Genomic DNA, 16,162 nt, shown 5'->3' with positions numbered 1-16,162 from the left:
GTATCTGTGTTAGTAGTATATTTTTTTAACGTCTCTGACTTCTATTTTCCCATTTAAGATCCTTAAGTAAGGAACTCTTTATTCCAATAAAGAAATACCATCGCTCATAGGTTCCAAAGGGAGTCCAATCAAAATTTAATCTAAAACTTTTCAAGTCACGTTCAAAACGCAATTGGGTTATCGTAAAGCCCTTGTTTTTGAAATCATATCCGGAGGAAACCCCAACCTTCCACATAGGCGTAAGGTCTATATTTCCAGAAAACATTAAAGAGTTATTCGTAATGTCATTCTGCCTGTTGTTATTGTTGTAGGTTACCGTGTATGCCAAGCGAAGGTCCCAAGGTATCTTGTTTCCATAATTGCTTGTTTCTGTAGGTTCTTTGTTTTCATTACCTCTAAGACTATTTCTTTGGCCAAAGCTATCTGACCTACCAAATAGATCATCTGAACGGCCCCCACTAGAAGCAACATAATCATCTAAAGGCTCTTCTTTTTCTTCTTTTTTGTTTTTGCCAAAGCTAGTGCTGCTAATGCTATAACTTACATTGGCATTAGCTCTGGTCAATCTAAAGAGGCTACCTCCATTGTCTTTATTCCAAGTTTCTATTCGTGTGCCGTTGTTGTCTATAGCGTAAGGATCCAAACTGGAAGAAAAGTTAATAGCCATTTTATTGTTGAGAATGGTGGTTCCTCCTGTAATGTTCAATGGACTTAGCTTTAACGAATCCGCTTCAAAATTATAGGCTGTGGATAGATTAAAGTTGTTAAGTAAGGAAACTTTTTTAGGCTCAATTTTAGTAGAGTCCTTATCCCTCACCTTAGCCTCAAAGGTATTGGCTAAATTAAAGCTCATAGCACTGGATTTGTTGAGTCCTGGTGCACCATTAAGGGTTTGTTCAAACCTACTATATCTTTGTATGTCCCCATTGGCATTAAGAATTTGGTCTCCGGTTTCGTCCAGGTAATCCTGGTAATATTTGTCAAAGGCAGGCGTATATCCATAACTCATAGAAGGTCTCATGGTATGTCTAATGGCCTGTATTTTTTTGTCCTCCCCAAAGTCAAAAGTACCATATAAGGTAGTTCCTAAACTAGCACTTAAATTGTATTCACCATATCTGTCAAACCCAGAGATGGTGTCTGTAACTACGCCACGTCTTGCGGTTTCGTCATATTTCCTTTCGTAGGTTTGTAGCGTCCACACATCATTATAATTTGCGCCAACTGTAACACTGAAGTGTTTAGCGACTTTAAAGTTGGTGCTTATAGGTATGCTATGCTGGGCACCTACTTTTGCGCCTTCAAACATTTTAGAAGTAAAAAAAAGTGAATCTGTGGTTGCAATTCTGTTTTCTGCTCTAAGATTATATTGAAAATTAATATTCTGTATAATTCCTTTTTTTATTCCGTCTCGTTTGGCAAAAGGAAAGATACGCTCTACACTAGTGGTGAGCGTAGGAAGCGTTAGGTTTACCGCTTCTGTATTTGTGTTTTGGTTGTGCGTGGCCGTGATGCTCATATTTACAGACGGATATTCTGGAAACGTCTTAGAATAGGATATGGAAGATGATAGGTTATTGTTCTGTGTATTAGGAACGTTAAACTGATTTAAAGAATTTCTGTAGTATTGGCTACTACCAAAGTTGACCGAAGCCGAAAACCTAGTATTGGGACTTGCTTTTGTATCTTGGGAATGTGACCATTGGATATTGTAATTGGTGGATCTGGAATAATCATCGAAACCCTTTTGGCTGTTAATGATGTTTTCGTACCTAATATTTACATTTCCCCTGAACTTGTAGCGCTTTAGGTATAGGGATTCCCCTCTAAGCCCATAACTTCCATTGGAATACAAATCCCCTGTAATACTTAAATCTACATTATCATTGACGGGAACGTAATACCCTCCATTTTGCAAAAAGTATCCCCTTGTGGGGTCATTTCCAAAGGTTGGAAACAATAATCCTGCTACACTCCCTTGGGTTAATGGAAAATAGGCAAAAGGTAATGCAATAGGTGTTGGGACATCGGCAATGTACATATTGCTGTAGCCCGCTATAATTTTCTTTTTAGGTACAAACTTTGCCTTCCTAATACGAATATAATAATCTGGATCTATGGTGTCCTTGGAGGTGGTTAGCTTTCCTTCATACAAGAAATAAACAGAATCGTTTTCTTTTTTGGTGATCTGGGCATAAACTTTCATGGCATCACTTCCCAGCTGACCTAATCCTGCCTGTTGTTCTGAACGGGAATTGAAGATCAATGCTTTCTGAGTATCAAAATTAAATCGGATGGAATCGGGTCTAACTTCATTGCTCCCTTGCTTAAAATAAGGGATTTGGGAATAGGTTCCCGTGGAGTCTTTTATCCTTCCGGCATACACTTCGTTTTTTTCATAATCCATAATGATGACACCCGCTTTAAGTTCGGTATCTTGATAATAGATTTCTGCCTCGTTGTACAGGTATATTTTATGGTCTTTCTGACTGAGTTTTGCGTAGTTTTTAGCTGTATATCTTATTTTATCTAATAAAATGGGCTCCTTTTTGGGCAAAGTGTCTTTAAGCACTGTATCCTTCACTATGGTATCACGAATTGTGGTTTTGGGAATTGAGGAGGGGATAACAGTGTCTTGTACGGCTTTTATGGCAATAGGGGGTACTGGTAAATCTTGTGCAAACAAAGAAGTTGCCGTTAGCAATAACAGGAAATACAAAAGTAAATGATGTTTGTTTGATTGCAAGACTTTAAATCCTATTTTTGTAATAGTTTGGCTTAATTTTTGGAAACCAAACTTACATATATTTTTTGTTCCTCCTGTACCTGATTACAATAAATTTAACCATATTTAAAACTCACAAGCTTTAATGGTTTAAGGTTTCAGGAATTGCCAAAAATACCACCTAATTCTGGAGGAATTGAAAAAATATAGTATAAAAATTTAAAAGTAAGTATAATAGCATTATGGTTAAATATATGGGGTATAAACGTTTTTATGTAATCACTTTTTTAGTATTAGCTTTTTTATTGTCAGCCTTTAGATTGCCAGAAGATAAAAGCCACAAAGAAAAAGCATTTGTTGTAGTTTTAGACGCCGGTCATGGCGGTCATGATCCTGGTAACTTGGGCAACGGATACCTAGAAAAAAATATAGCGCTGAACATTGTTTTAAATGTCGGTAAATTGTTAGAGAAGAACCCGAACGTTAAAGTGCTATATACTAGAAAGGACGACACCTTTGTTGATCTTTATGTTAGGGGTCAAATAGCCAATAATGCCGATGCAGATCTTTTTGTATCTGTCCATTGTGATTCTCATAATTCTGATGCCCACGGAGCAGGCACCTTTGTTCTTGGGTTACATGCCAATAAACAAAATTTTGAAATTGCGAAAAAGGAAAACTCGGCAATCTATTTGGAAGATGATTATGAGACTCGGTATGCAGGCTATGATATTAATTCTCCAGAATCTGTTATAGGGTTCACTATAATGCAAGAGGAATTTCTAGATCAGAGCGTTTCTTTGGCGAAATTGATCCAGGATAACTTCACAAAGAAATTACAACGTGTGGATAGAAAAGTAAAACAGGCTGGTTTTATAGTCTTGCATCAAACCTTTATGCCAAGCGTTTTAGTAGAAACGGGATTTCTAACCAATAAAACGGAGGGTGCCTATTTAAATTCAGGCAAGGGGCAGACCGATATGGGAAGTGCCATTGCTGCTGCCATTCTGGATTATAAGAATACCCTTAATGGTAATACCGCAATGGAGTATATTAAAAAGGGAGCGCCAAATGTTGCTGTAACCACTAAGGTAGAAGTGAAAAAGCCACTAGAGGTCCCTAAAAAGTCATTGCCAAAAGAAGAAATGGCAAGGGTGAAACAAGTAGTAAGCACCCCTGAAAATCCTAAAGAGACAGTGGAAAAAAGCAAAGAATCCCCAGCGGAGCCAAAAGCAATAGCTACGGAAAATTCAAAAGAAGAAGGTACAGATCCTATAGAATTTAAAAAGAAAAGCAACCTTGTTTTTAAAGTGCAACTTTTTGCCAGTTCCAAGGAAATACCGTTGAATTCGGAAAATTTTAAGGGACTAAACAAACTTTCGAAAGAACCGGTTAGCAGTCTTTACAGATATATGTATGGCAATGCTGAGTCTTATTTTGATGCCAAACTATTGAAGTCCAATGCCGATGCTAAGGGGTATACCAGTTCTTATGTGGTGGCGTACAAGGAAGGAAAGCGTATATCTTTAGACGAAGCTTTGAAATACGTATCTGAATAATAGCATATCTTCTAAAAATTATTTCTAATTTTGTTAAGAACAGTAAATCGACCTCTTTGAAAATATCTAGGGAAATTAAGACAGGAATCATCGTTTTGGGTGGTATCTTGTTGTTTGTTTTAGGTTTTAGTTATTTAAAATCTTCACCAATTTTTGATAATAGTAAAACCTTTTACGCCGTATACCAGCATGTAGGAGGACTCCAACCTGGTACCCAGGTATCCATAAATGGTTTCGCTGTAGGAAAGGTCAATGATATTAGGTTTAAAGACACATCTGGATTGTTACTGGTCACTTTTTCTGTAGATAACAAATTCCAATTTTCTAAAAATAGCAAAGCAGAACTTTATGATACTGGCATCATTGGCGGTAAGGGAATACAAATAAAGCCAGTTTTCGATAATGCTCCAAGGGCAAAATCTGGAGATACACTCTCTACAGAGACTAAACCAGGACTTACGGATTTGGTACAACAGAAGCTAGGTCCATTGCAATTGAAGTTAGAAGATGCGGTTTCGAACGCTGATTCCCTTTTTATCAACGTCAACGAGATCCTTGATGATAGGACAAAAAAAGATTTAAGGGAAAGCATAAGTGGGTTGAATATCTTGGTTCGCAGCTTTCAGGGCAGTGCCAATGCCATGAATGAATTGTTAGCCGGTAACAAAGATAAACTCAATAGTTCCATTAATGACTTGAGCAATATTACCGGAAATTTCTCCAAATTATCCGATTCCATTGCTAATTCAGGCATAGCAGAGACCATGGAAAGCTTGCAGGGCACCATTAAAAATTTAGATGCGTTGTTAGCAAAAATCGAAAAAGGAGAAGGAACATTAGGTAAACTAATGGAAAATGAAGAACTCTACAATAACATGTCCAATGCCACCAAAGAGTTAGATCTGCTTTTACAAGATTTCCGATTAAATCCAAAACGGTACGTTAACGTTTCTGTTTTTGGTAAAAAACAAAAAGAGTATACAGTACCGGAAAATGATCCGGCTGAAAACAACAAGAATTAGGATATGGAGTACCTTCCCAATATTTTATTTGCAATTATACTTGTAGGTGCAATAACATTTTTTGCGAAAAATGTAAAAAGATTATCCCGTAACATTAGTTTGGGTAAAGATTTGGATGTTAGTGATAACAAACCGCAGCGATGGAAGAATATGGCCAAAATAGCTTTGGGCCAGACTAAAATGGTTGTGAAGCCTATTGCTGGGATCATGCACGTTATTGTGTATGTTGGTTTTGTTATTATTAATATTGAAGTACTAGAAATTGTAATAGACGGACTATTAGGGACTCATCGCATTTTTGCTCCCCTAGGGAGTATCTATAATTTTTTAATAGCGTCCTTTGAAATATTGGCCTTTCTAGTTATAGTTGCGGTAGTCGTTTTCTGGTTTAGAAGAAACGTCGTCCGAATCCAACGTTTTTTTAAACCTGAAATGAAAGGTTGGCCTAAGAATGATGCCAACCTTATCCTTTACATAGAACTGGTTCTGATGTTCTTGTTCTTAACAATGAATGGAGCAGATTTTCAATTACAACAATTGGGAGCGGAGCATTACACCCAAGCGGGTTCTTTTCCTATAAGTCAGCTTTTAGCGCCTATTTTTGACGGAATGAGTATTCCTTCCTTGGTCATAGTAGAAAGGAGTGCATGGTGGCTTCATATTGTGGGCATCTTATTATTCTTAAATTACCTATACTATTCAAAACACTTACATATTCTTTTGGCATTCCCAAACACATATTTTGGTAAATTAAGACCAAATGGGCAGTTTGTTAATTCAGAGGCTGTTACCAAAGAGGTGAAACTAATGATGGATCCTACAGCTGATCCATTTGCTGCTCCGGTAGAGGGGGCAGAACCTCCGGTAAAATTTGGCGCCTCTGATGTCATGGATCTCAATTGGGTCCAATTGTTAAATGCCTACACCTGTACAGAATGTGGAAGGTGCACTAGTGAGTGCCCAGCGAACCAGACTGGCAAGAAGCTCTCTCCTAGAAAGATCATGATGGATACCAGAGATCGGTTGGAAGAAGTGGGAAAAAATATGGATGCCAATAAGGGCGAGTTTAAAATGGACGGGAAGGAATTATTAGGTGATTATATTAGCCATGAAGAATTGTGGGCCTGTACCTCTTGTAATGCCTGTGTAGAAGCATGTCCGGTAAGTATAGATCCTTTATCTATTATTATGGACATGAGGCAATATCTGGTTATGGAGCAGTCCGCGGCACCATCAGATTTGAACAATATGATGGGCAATATTGAAAACAATGGAGCCCCTTGGCCATTTAATCAAATGGATAGGCTAAACTGGGCAAAAGAATCATAAAAAATAGCTTGAAAATATGAGTAACGAACTAAAAGTGCCAACCATGGCTGAGCTGTTTGCTGTTGGTCAACAACCGGAAGTATTGTTTTGGGTGGGCTGCGCAGGAAGTTTTGATGATAGGGCAAAAAAGATCACAAAAGCATTTGTAAAAATCCTTAACAAAGCAAAAGTGAGTTTTGCTGTTTTGGGAACAGAGGAAAGTTGTACTGGTGATCCGGCCAAAAGGTCAGGAAATGAATTTTTGTTCCAGATGCAGGCCGCTACCAATATTGAAGTAATGAACGGTTATGGAATTAAAAAAGTGGTAACCGCCTGTCCTCATTGCTTTAATACCCTTAAGAATGAATATCCTGGATTGGGTGGTGATTATGAGGTTGTACACCACACTCAATTTCTAAAGCAGTTATTGGATGAGGGAAAGATCTCCATGGAAGGCGGACAGTTTAAAGGAAAGCGCATTACCTTTCATGATCCTTGCTATTTGGGAAGGGCAAACAATGTCTATGAAGCTCCAAGAGACCTGATCAGAAAGTTAGATGCCGAACTTGTAGAAATGAAGAACTGCAAGAAAAAAGGATTGTGTTGCGGCGCAGGAGGGGCGCAGATGTTTAAGGAACCAGAAAAGGGAGATAAGGATATCAACATAGAAAGAACCGAACAGGCTCTTGAAACAAAACCTGAAATTATTGCAGCGGGTTGCCCATTTTGTAATACCATGATGACCGATGGGGTAAAGAATAAGGAACAAGAAGGTGCTGTGGTAGTAATGGATATTGCTGAACTAATTGCTACGGCCGAAGATTTATAAAAAAAACAACAAATGTTAGTAGAATTCAATTCATTATCAGAAACTTCAAGGGTATGGATCTATCAAGCCAGTAGAAGCTTCAATGCTGAGGAATTGGAAGAAGTGAAAGCGGGTCTGGAGGTATTTATCAAAGAATGGACCGCCCACGGAAGCGAGTTGAAAGCTGGCTATGAGATACGTTATAATAGGTTTATTGTAATAGCTTTAGATCAAACCAATGCCTCGGCTTCTGGCTGTTCCATTGACGCCTCCGTTAGGTTTATACAAGCTTTGGAAAAGAAATACGATATTGATCTTTTGGATAAAATGAACGTTTCTTACAAGCAAGGAGAGTTTGTGGCCTATAAGACCCTGATTGATTTTAAAAAGATGGCCAAAAATAAATCGGTCTCAAAAAATACCATCGTATTCAATAATTTAGTCACCAATAAGTTGGAATACGAAAATCATTGGGAGGTGCCCGCCGAAGAAAGCTGGCACGGCCGTTTTATGTAATTCTAATCCCTACATTTTAAGTCATAAATGTCTCTAAGTTTATGACATGCAGCGTGTTTATTATTATCTTTTTACTTAAGTTCGTACCTTAGAATACATCATTTTATGAGGTTCAAATTCGTATTCCATATTCTCTTTATAATGCTTTTAGCTGGATATTCAGTTTGGGGTCAACAAGACCCTCTGGTTTCCAAGGATAGTCTAAATCAAGCCCAATGGGTCAATGATTTATATGAATCTATGACCTTAGATGAGAAAATGGGGCAGCTTTTCATGATGAGCGTTGCTTCAGACCAGGCCAAGTCAGGGACAGATCAAATAAAAAAAGTAATTGAAGAACATAAGATAGGAGGAGTCATTTTTTCTACAGGAGGCCCTGTCCGTCAGGCAAAACTGACGAATCAATATCAGGTGGCGTCAAAAATTCCGTTATTAATTGGGATGGATGCCGAATGGGGCTTGGCAATGCGATTGGACTCCACCTATGCCTTTCCGTGGAATATGACCTTAGGAGCCATAAAAGACACGGCTGTTGTGGCTAAGGTTGGCCGACAAATAGGATTACATGCGAAAAGAATGGGGGTACATATCAATTTTGCTCCCGATATAGATATCAATATTAATCCCAATAACCCTATCATAGGAAACAGGTCCTTTGGTGAAGACAGGGAAAACGTTGCATTAAAGGGAATTGCCTTTATGAAAGGCATGGAAAGTGCTGGAGTCTTAGCAAGTGGAAAGCACTTCCCTGGTCATGGAGATACCGCCACAGATTCACATAAAGCGCTACCAATTATTGAATTTACAGCAGAACGATTGGACAGTATAGAATTATACCCTTTTAAGAAATTGATCAATAATGGCCTTAGTAGTGTGATGGTGGCACATTTGAGTATTCCTAGCTTAGAGAAAAGAAAGGAATATCCTTCTTCTCTTTCTAAGAGAATCATTACCAATTTATTGAAAGAAGAACTGGGTTTTAAAGGATTAATTCTGACTGATGCTCTTAATATGAAAGGCGTTGCTGATATCAAAGGACGTAACAACTTCAAAGAGGCAGGGGATGTAGAACTCACGGCCTTTTTAGCGGGTAATGATGTTTTATTGATGCCTAAGGAAGTTGAACCTGCAAAGAAAAAGTTGATTCAGGCTTATGAATATGGGGTAATCACGGAAAGGCGTTTGGCTACTTCGGTGAAAAAAATACTCAAAGCAAAGTATAAAGTTGGGCTTAACACCTATCAACCTATAAAATTGGACAGTCTTTATCTTGATTTAAATAGTTTAGATAATGATTTGATATATGAGGAAGCCATTGAAAATGCGTTGACTGTGGCCAAAAATGATGTAGATCTACTACCTATAAAAAAGTTAGAGAATAAAAAGATCGCCTATATCAAATTAGGGGACGCCGATGGGGATGTTTTTTTGAATGAGCTGAAAAAATATGCCACGGTTACTGAGGTTAGTGGTAACGATATTAATAGCTTGAAAAAGAATTTGGAAGGGTATAATTTAGTTATTGTTGGTTTTCATAAAAGTGATGAGAGTCCTTGGAAGCCTTATAAATTCTCTTCAAAAGAAATATCTTGGTTGCAAGAAATAGGGGCACTAAGGACCTCCAATCTTATTCTTGCCACTTTTGCCAAACCTTATTCCCTACTGGAAGTACCATCTATTGATGATATTGATGCAATTATGGTAGGCTATCAAAATAGCACTTTGGCTCAGGAGAGGGGAGCTCAGTTGTTATTTGGGGCAATTCCAGCCAAAGGAGTGCTTCCAGTTTCTGCACATCCAAAACTACCTGTACATTCTGGGATTGTATTGAAGGACATCTCACGTTTGGGTTATAGTTTACCCGAAAGGGTAGGGATGAGTACTACCAAGTTAGCCCTGGTAGATAAGATGGTCAAGAATGGAATAGATTCCCTCATGTTTCCAGGAGCCCAGGTTTTGGTCGCTAGAAGGGGGAAAGTAATTTATAATAAGGGGTTTGGGAAACCAACTTATACTTCGGATCAGCAAATTACAACGGAGAATCTATATGATCTGGCATCCCTTACTAAGATTTTATCAACGTTACCGATCTTAATGAAAATGGAAGAGGACGGTAAGGTCGATTTGATAGACACTTTCGATGAATTGAACCCCAATTATGCGGATACGGAACTCAAGGATGTAACGGTGCTAAAAGCATTATCGCATTATGGTAGGTTACCGGCATGGATTGCCTTTTATTTAGATACATTAGATAAGAATAGAAAACCCTCTTCCCAATTTTATAGGTCTTCCTCTGTTCCTGGTTATACCACTAAGGTAACGGATAATTTGTATCTATCAGACATGTATCAAGATTCCATCTACAATAGGATTGGAAGGCAAAGTTTAAAATCTAATAGGTATCGTTACAGTGACCTGCCTTACTATGTGTTCAAAAAGTTTATAGAGGGCAATTATAAAATGGGTTTGGATAAGATTTCCAATACTTATATATATAGCCGTTTAGGAGCAGATCATACCAGTTATAACCCTTTGGATAAGTTTCCCAAAAGTAGCACCGTACCTTCGGAAGAAGATGATTATTACCGGTACGGTATTGTTCAAGGGTATGTGCATGATATGGGTGCCGCAATGCAAGGTGGGGTAGGAGGTCATGCAGGGTTGTTTAGCAATTCCAACGATGTTGCCAAAATAATGCAGATGTATTTGCAAGGCGGTTATTATGGGGGCGAACGTTTTGTGGAGGCTAGAACAGTAAAAAAATTCAACACCTGTTATTTTTGTGATCAGAATGTACGTAGAGGCGTGGGTTTTGATAAACCAGAACTAAAAAATGGAGGAGCAACTTTTAAAGGGATTTCTCGAAAAAGTTTTGGTCATAGTGGATTTACTGGAACCTTGGCATGGGCAGATCCAGATGAAGACCTAGTTTATGTTTTCTTGTCCAACCGCACCTATCCTTCAGCGTCCAACACACTACTTATAAAATCAGGATTGAGAACAAGGATCCAGAAGGTAATTTACGATGCCATATTAAATTAAATGGTAGTTTTGTAAGAGATACGTTAACGGGAAATCAGTACGTTATAAAATTGGTTCAATGTTTTTAATGTTAAATAGGGCGTAAATCAGATCGTTCCTTGAAATGTTATGGAAACTTAACCGACTTATTACGAAAATATAAAAAGGATATAGTCCTTTTTAGGAGGAATCAATTTCGTTAAAAGCCAAGATTATAGAATGAAAATAGCAATTGTTTGTTACCCGACGTTTGGAGGTAGTGGTGTAGTAGCCACAGAATTAGGTATTGCCTTAGCCAATAGAGGGCACGAAATTCATTTTATCACCTATAAGCAACCGGTACGATTGGAGTTGTTGAACAATAGAATACATTTCCATGAAGTGCATGTCCCAGAGTATGCTTTGTTTCATTACCAACCCTATGAACTGGCACTTTCCAGCAAATTGGTAGATACTGTTAAATTATATGGGATAGAATTATTGCATGTTCATTACGCCATTCCACACGCCTATGCAGGGTATATGGCTAAAAAGATGCTAGAGGAAGATGGTATTTATCTGCCGATGATTACAACCCTACACGGCACGGATATTACGCTAGTGGGGAAACACCCTTTCTATAAACCAGCAGTCACATTCAGTATCAATAAATCCGATATTGTAACCTCTGTTTCGGAGAGTTTAAAGAAAAACACCTTAGACTTGTTCGATATTAAACAGGAAATTGTGGTCATCCCTAATTTTATCGAGAAGAAAAAATATAGCACCAAGTTCACAGATTGTCAGCGTTCCTTAATGGCAAAGGATGATGAGCGTATAGTGACCCATATCAGTAATTTTAGAAAAGTGAAGAGGATTCCCGATATCATTCACATTTTTGATAAGATTCAAAAGGAAATACCCGCCAAATTAATTATGGTAGGTGAAGGGCCAGAAAAGGAAGGGGCAGAATTATTAGTAGAAAAATTAGGACTTACAGACAGAGTGGTGTTCTTGGGCAACAGCAACCAGATTGATAAAATCCTTTGCTTCTCCGATCTGTTTTTATTGCCATCGCAATCAGAAAGTTTTGGTCTTGCCGCTTTGGAGGCTATGATCAATGAAGTGCCAGTTATTTCTAGTAATGCTGGCGGGATAGCGGAAGTAAACCAACATGGTGTTACCGGTTTTCTAAGCGATATTGGTAATGTGGATGAAATGGCATCAAATGCCCTGAGTATCCTAAAAGACGATGCTGTGTTGAAGAAGTTTAAAGCAAATGCGCTTAGAGTAGCCGAAACCTTCGATATAGCCAATGTACTTCCCTTATATGAGGCGGTCTATGAAAAAGCGTTTAAAGCGCGGTTTAATACTTCCTATTAATATGAGAATATTTCTTTTTAGTTTGTTTTTGGTTTGCCTGTCCTGTAAAAGTCAGAAAAAGGGAATTCAAAATCAAACGGAAAATATTCAAAGTATGAAACCTACTCTGGTACTAAGCGATAACTACTCCAACATAGACAGTTCACAGATAAGCATACTAAAAGATCAAAAAGCATTACAAAAGTTTTTTATACAAGTAAACAAAACCAGAAAGCCAGGTTTACCGGTTCCTGTTATCGACTTTTCAAAGGAAATGTTGATTTTGGTGTGTGCTGGGGAACAGCATGGCAACTATGAACCTAAGGTAACATTTGTGAAAGAAGATGCCGATAAAATGACATTTAAGGTTATGGAAAAATCACAGAAGGATTCCATTCAAACCGGTACGACCACCCCTTTTTATTTGTATAAAATGCCCATATCGGGAAAGCAAGTTTCATTTATTAAACAATAGCCTATTCCCTTTCCTCATTTGTGCATCTCTCTGCCCAAGGACAATACAGTTTAGACTAAAGTGTTAAAATCAACGTTATATGGTGGTAAAACCCTTATATATTTTGATTTGAAGTTTCTAAAATTCCCCATTCTTCTGTTACTATTGATTGCCTTTTTTGCCAATCAAAACCTTTTTGGACAGAATGCCACATCAAAATCAAAAGACGATATTATCTATAGTTATTGGCTTGTGGGCTTGGGAATAAATGTGGTTGACGATTCCAATAATGGTCTAAGTGACTTTCTCTCGGTAAAAGAAACCTGGAATAGTGTGTCTTATCCTTCTAGATTAAGTATTGGTCAATATTTTGATAATGGTTTGGGAATTGAGGCTATTATCAGTATAAATACATATAAAGCAGGTAAAATAATTAATGATACCGTCAATACAGAGGAATCTTCATACTTTGGTCTTGATGGCCGAATAAGCTACGATTTAAATAAACTACTCAAAAAGGATGGATGGTTTAACCCCTATGTGGGCGTAGGTGGTGGGATTACCAGTGCTGACAATTTTCCCAGAGGCACCTATAATGCTTCTATTGGTGTTAGAACTTGGTTTACAAGTAGATTGGCACTGGATTTAAGTACTACCGGGAAATGGCCAATAAAGGGGTATCAAGTATCTTCCCACCTACAACATGCCATTGGATTTAGCTATAAATTTGGAATACAAAGAAAACCACCATTAAGGAATTTACCGCCTAAAGAAGCATTGAAAATAGAGGTAGCAAAGGTGACGGACACTCTTTCAAAGGAGGAAATAATAGACACTACGCCATTAGAACAAATAGAAACTAGAGTTACAGAAAGGGAGAAAGCCCTTCAAATAGAAGAATTTGATGCATCCAATGAAAATAAATCAAAACCTGGGTTAAGATTTAAAGTACAGGTCATGGCCCTAACAAGAAATGTAGCATTGGATAATAATATCTTTAAGGCTTTGGAAAATCTTTCCATAGAAACAAGCGGACCATTGTATAGATATGTACACGGGGACTTTAATACGTATGCAGAGGCAAATAGGTATAAGATTATGGCTATCGAAAAAGGCTATCCCACCTCCTTTGTGGTACCTTATAAAGATGGAGTTCGTATTTCAATTTTAGAGGCAATTGAATATTTATTAGATTAATAATAGGTTGTTAAAATCAGCTTTAGCCGTTTGAATAGCTAGTTGTAGGTTTTAATTTTTATTGAAAGAAAATTCTTAGATTGCCCTACATCGAGTATTATTACACTTCATGGCACTTTATTTGGGCTGCATTCATTAAGCAGTAATTTCACACCTTAATGATCCCAAATTTAACAGGAATGAAAAATTTACAACCTAATTTATGTATCGCTCTATGTCTTATAGTAACCCTAGTTTCTGCTCAGGAAAGTATGGAACTTACAGCTAAGGACAGTATTGTCAAAAGCTCTTGGGTCGCAGGGCTTGGTATCAATATAGTAGAAGATACCGCTACCCCGTTTGGGGATACTTTCCTTAAGATAAAAGATACTTGGAATACAGTGCCTTACCCTTCTTCAATTAGTATTGCGAGAAATTTTAGCAATGGATTAGGCATAAAAGCTGTAGGATCCTACAATAAGTATAAGGTTGGAAAGTTGATTGATGGTCAAATAAATATGGCGGAAAGAGATTACTATGCCATAGATGGGATGGTGAGTTATGATCTAAATAAGATATTTGGTGAAACAGGTTGGTTCGATCCATTCCTCCAAGCAGGTGCAGGTTATAGTTCAATAGGTGATATAGGCAGGACTACCGGTAACGCTGGTTTTGGATTTAATACCTGGTTTAATGATACCTGGGGTCTTAATTTCAATACCATGGGTAAATGGGGTTTAAAAGAGGGAGATACTAGGCAAATTCAACACTCTGCTGGGGTAGTCTACCGTTTTGGGGTTGAAAAAGAATTGTCTAAAAAAGGTGAAGAGCATTTGGCTTTAATAGAAGCCATGAAAAAGGAACAGCAACGCGTTCAAGATTCTACCGATGCAGCTGACAGGGCAAAGGAATTGGCGAAACGCATGGCGGAAGAGCAAGAAGCGTCTAGACTTGCCGCAGCTGAAAAGGATAGGATAGAGGCTGAAAATAAAAGAAGGGCACAGATTGAAAATGAAATTAAAAATTTAGGTAAGATATACTTCGCTTTCAATTCCAGTACACTAAATAGTGAATCTAAGTCGACCTTAACACAATTGGCAACATTAATGGAAGCCACCCCAACGATCACCTTGGAGGTAGCCTCTTATACTGATAGTAGAGGTCCAGCAAGTTACAACCTTGCCCTTTCCGAAAGAAGGGTGAAGTCTACCATTGATTACTTATTGGAAAAAGGCTTAAGCCAAGACAGATTAGTTCCTAAAGCGTATGGAGAGACTAATTTGGTCAATGAATGCGATGATAACACGCCTTGTTCTGAAACTAAGCATAAAATGAATAGGAGATCTGAGTTCGTAGTGATGCGTTTTTTAGCTAATTAGATTTAATTTTTAAGCAAAGAATTCTTTATAGTGGTTGTTTTTAGAAGTTCTTGTGCGGTTGTTCAATTTAGCAATTGAAAGTCTACAGCGGTATATAGATATTACCAATGTTGAAAAATAGATACCTGGGTAAGAGGGTCTCTACAAAGGCAAATAGGAGGCAACATTTCGCAGAATAGATTGCTTTAATTCCTATAGAAATTTTAATTCAACCAAGGAAAAGAAAGAAATAGCATTTTTAGGGGATTCGTTTATTGAGGGATTTCATCAACATTATTACAACTCTATAGGAAAGAAGATCAAGAACAATTTTAAGGATGTTGAAGTTTATGAATACGGGTTTTCTGGATACGATATGGCAGACCAACTACATTTGGCACATCAATATAAAAATCAATTTCAAGATATTGATTTTGTGGTTTTGGGTTTAAAATATGAGAATGATTTAAAAAGATCTTTTATTATTCAAATCAAGACCGAATGGAGTATCAATTAAAAATATATCCCTTCCTAAGAAGAAGTGAATTGATCGTATATTCCAATAGTATAGGCATAATCTCTAATGTAAGGGCTTTTATTACACAATTGAACTCCTTCTTCAGTTCCAATAAAAATGTGACTGACAAAACAACGTTTGACCTTGAAAAGTTACATGATACTTATAAAGACAACTTCAACTCTTTGATAGCTTTGTACGGTTATGATAAATCTAGGTTTTACCTATTGATAGACGAAAATACTACCCCAAAATCTTTCATGGATTATTTTAAAGAACAATGGATTTAAATATATTGGGATAGGAGAAGCCTTGGCTGCTTCAACAATCCCTACGACCCTTAGGTGCGATCTT

The 16,162-nt window shown here is 37.6% G+C and carries 12 protein-coding genes; 11 read left to right on the top strand and 1 reads right to left on the bottom strand.

What is annotated here, in order from left to right:
• Positions 1 to 25: 25 nt before the first annotated feature.
• The gene (locus tag ABXZ36_RS10280) at positions 26 to 2,746 is read right to left on the bottom strand and encodes a putative LPS assembly protein LptD (RefSeq protein WP_354615433.1); all 2,721 of its coding nucleotides are present in this window, start codon (positions 2,744 to 2,746) and stop codon (positions 26 to 28) included.
• A 233-nt stretch (positions 2,747 to 2,979) separates the two neighbouring features.
• On the opposite strand from ABXZ36_RS10280, the gene ABXZ36_RS10275 reads away from it, so the two are divergent.
• The 11 genes from ABXZ36_RS10275 (at position 2,980) to ABXZ36_RS10225 (ending at position 16,098) form a co-directional block, all read left to right on the top strand.
• On the top strand, positions 2,980 to 4,284 hold the full coding sequence (locus ABXZ36_RS10275) for an N-acetylmuramoyl-L-alanine amidase family protein (RefSeq protein ID WP_354615432.1): 1,305 nt from the start codon (positions 2,980 to 2,982) through the stop codon (positions 4,282 to 4,284).
• 56 nt (positions 4,285 to 4,340) lie between these two features.
• The gene (locus ABXZ36_RS10270) at positions 4,341 to 5,306 is read left to right on the top strand and encodes an MlaD family protein (RefSeq protein ID WP_354615431.1); all 966 of its coding nucleotides are present in this window, start codon (positions 4,341 to 4,343) and stop codon (positions 5,304 to 5,306) included.
• Between the two features lie 3 nt (positions 5,307 to 5,309).
• Positions 5,310 to 6,635, top strand: coding sequence for a 4Fe-4S dicluster domain-containing protein (locus tag ABXZ36_RS10265; RefSeq protein WP_354615430.1), 1,326 nt, complete (start codon positions 5,310 to 5,312; stop codon positions 6,633 to 6,635).
• A 16-nt stretch (positions 6,636 to 6,651) separates the two neighbouring features.
• The gene (locus tag ABXZ36_RS10260) at positions 6,652 to 7,443 is read left to right on the top strand and encodes a (Fe-S)-binding protein (protein WP_354615429.1); all 792 of its coding nucleotides are present in this window, start codon (positions 6,652 to 6,654) and stop codon (positions 7,441 to 7,443) included.
• Positions 7,444 to 7,455: 12 nt separating this feature from the next.
• Positions 7,456 to 7,938, top strand: coding sequence for an ABC transporter ATPase (locus ABXZ36_RS10255; RefSeq protein ID WP_354615428.1), 483 nt, complete (start codon positions 7,456 to 7,458; stop codon positions 7,936 to 7,938).
• A gap of 105 nt (positions 7,939 to 8,043) precedes the next feature.
• Entirely contained in the window at positions 8,044 to 10,983 is a 2,940-nt protein-coding gene (locus ABXZ36_RS10250) for a serine hydrolase domain-containing protein (protein WP_354615427.1), read from the top strand.
• Between the two features lie 198 nt (positions 10,984 to 11,181).
• Positions 11,182 to 12,324, top strand: coding sequence for an N-acetyl-alpha-D-glucosaminyl L-malate synthase BshA (bshA, locus tag ABXZ36_RS10245; RefSeq protein ID WP_354615426.1), 1,143 nt, complete (start codon positions 11,182 to 11,184; stop codon positions 12,322 to 12,324).
• Positions 12,325 to 12,418: 94 nt separating this feature from the next.
• Entirely contained in the window at positions 12,419 to 12,778 is a 360-nt protein-coding gene (locus ABXZ36_RS10240; RefSeq protein ID WP_354615425.1) for a hypothetical protein, read from the top strand.
• Between the two features lie 108 nt (positions 12,779 to 12,886).
• A complete protein-coding gene (locus ABXZ36_RS10235; RefSeq protein ID WP_354615424.1) occupies positions 12,887 to 13,954 on the top strand; it encodes a hypothetical protein in 1,068 nt (355 codons plus the stop codon).
• Positions 13,955 to 14,133: 179 nt separating this feature from the next.
• Positions 14,134 to 15,312 (top strand): OmpA family protein, encoded by a 1,179-nt coding sequence (locus ABXZ36_RS10230; RefSeq protein ID WP_354615423.1) that lies wholly within the window; start codon positions 14,134 to 14,136, stop codon positions 15,310 to 15,312.
• A 480-nt stretch (positions 15,313 to 15,792) separates the two neighbouring features.
• On the top strand, positions 15,793 to 16,098 hold the full coding sequence (locus ABXZ36_RS10225) for a hypothetical protein (protein WP_354615422.1): 306 nt from the start codon (positions 15,793 to 15,795) through the stop codon (positions 16,096 to 16,098).
• The last annotated feature ends 64 nt before the right edge of the window (positions 16,099 to 16,162 follow it).

The organism is Sediminicola arcticus (assembly GCF_040566695.1).
Taxonomy (GTDB): Bacteria; Bacteroidota; Bacteroidia; order Flavobacteriales; family Flavobacteriaceae; genus Sediminicola; species Sediminicola arcticus.
Note: the sequence above shows the minus strand (reverse complement) of the source record. Positions and strands in the feature narration are given on the sequence as shown.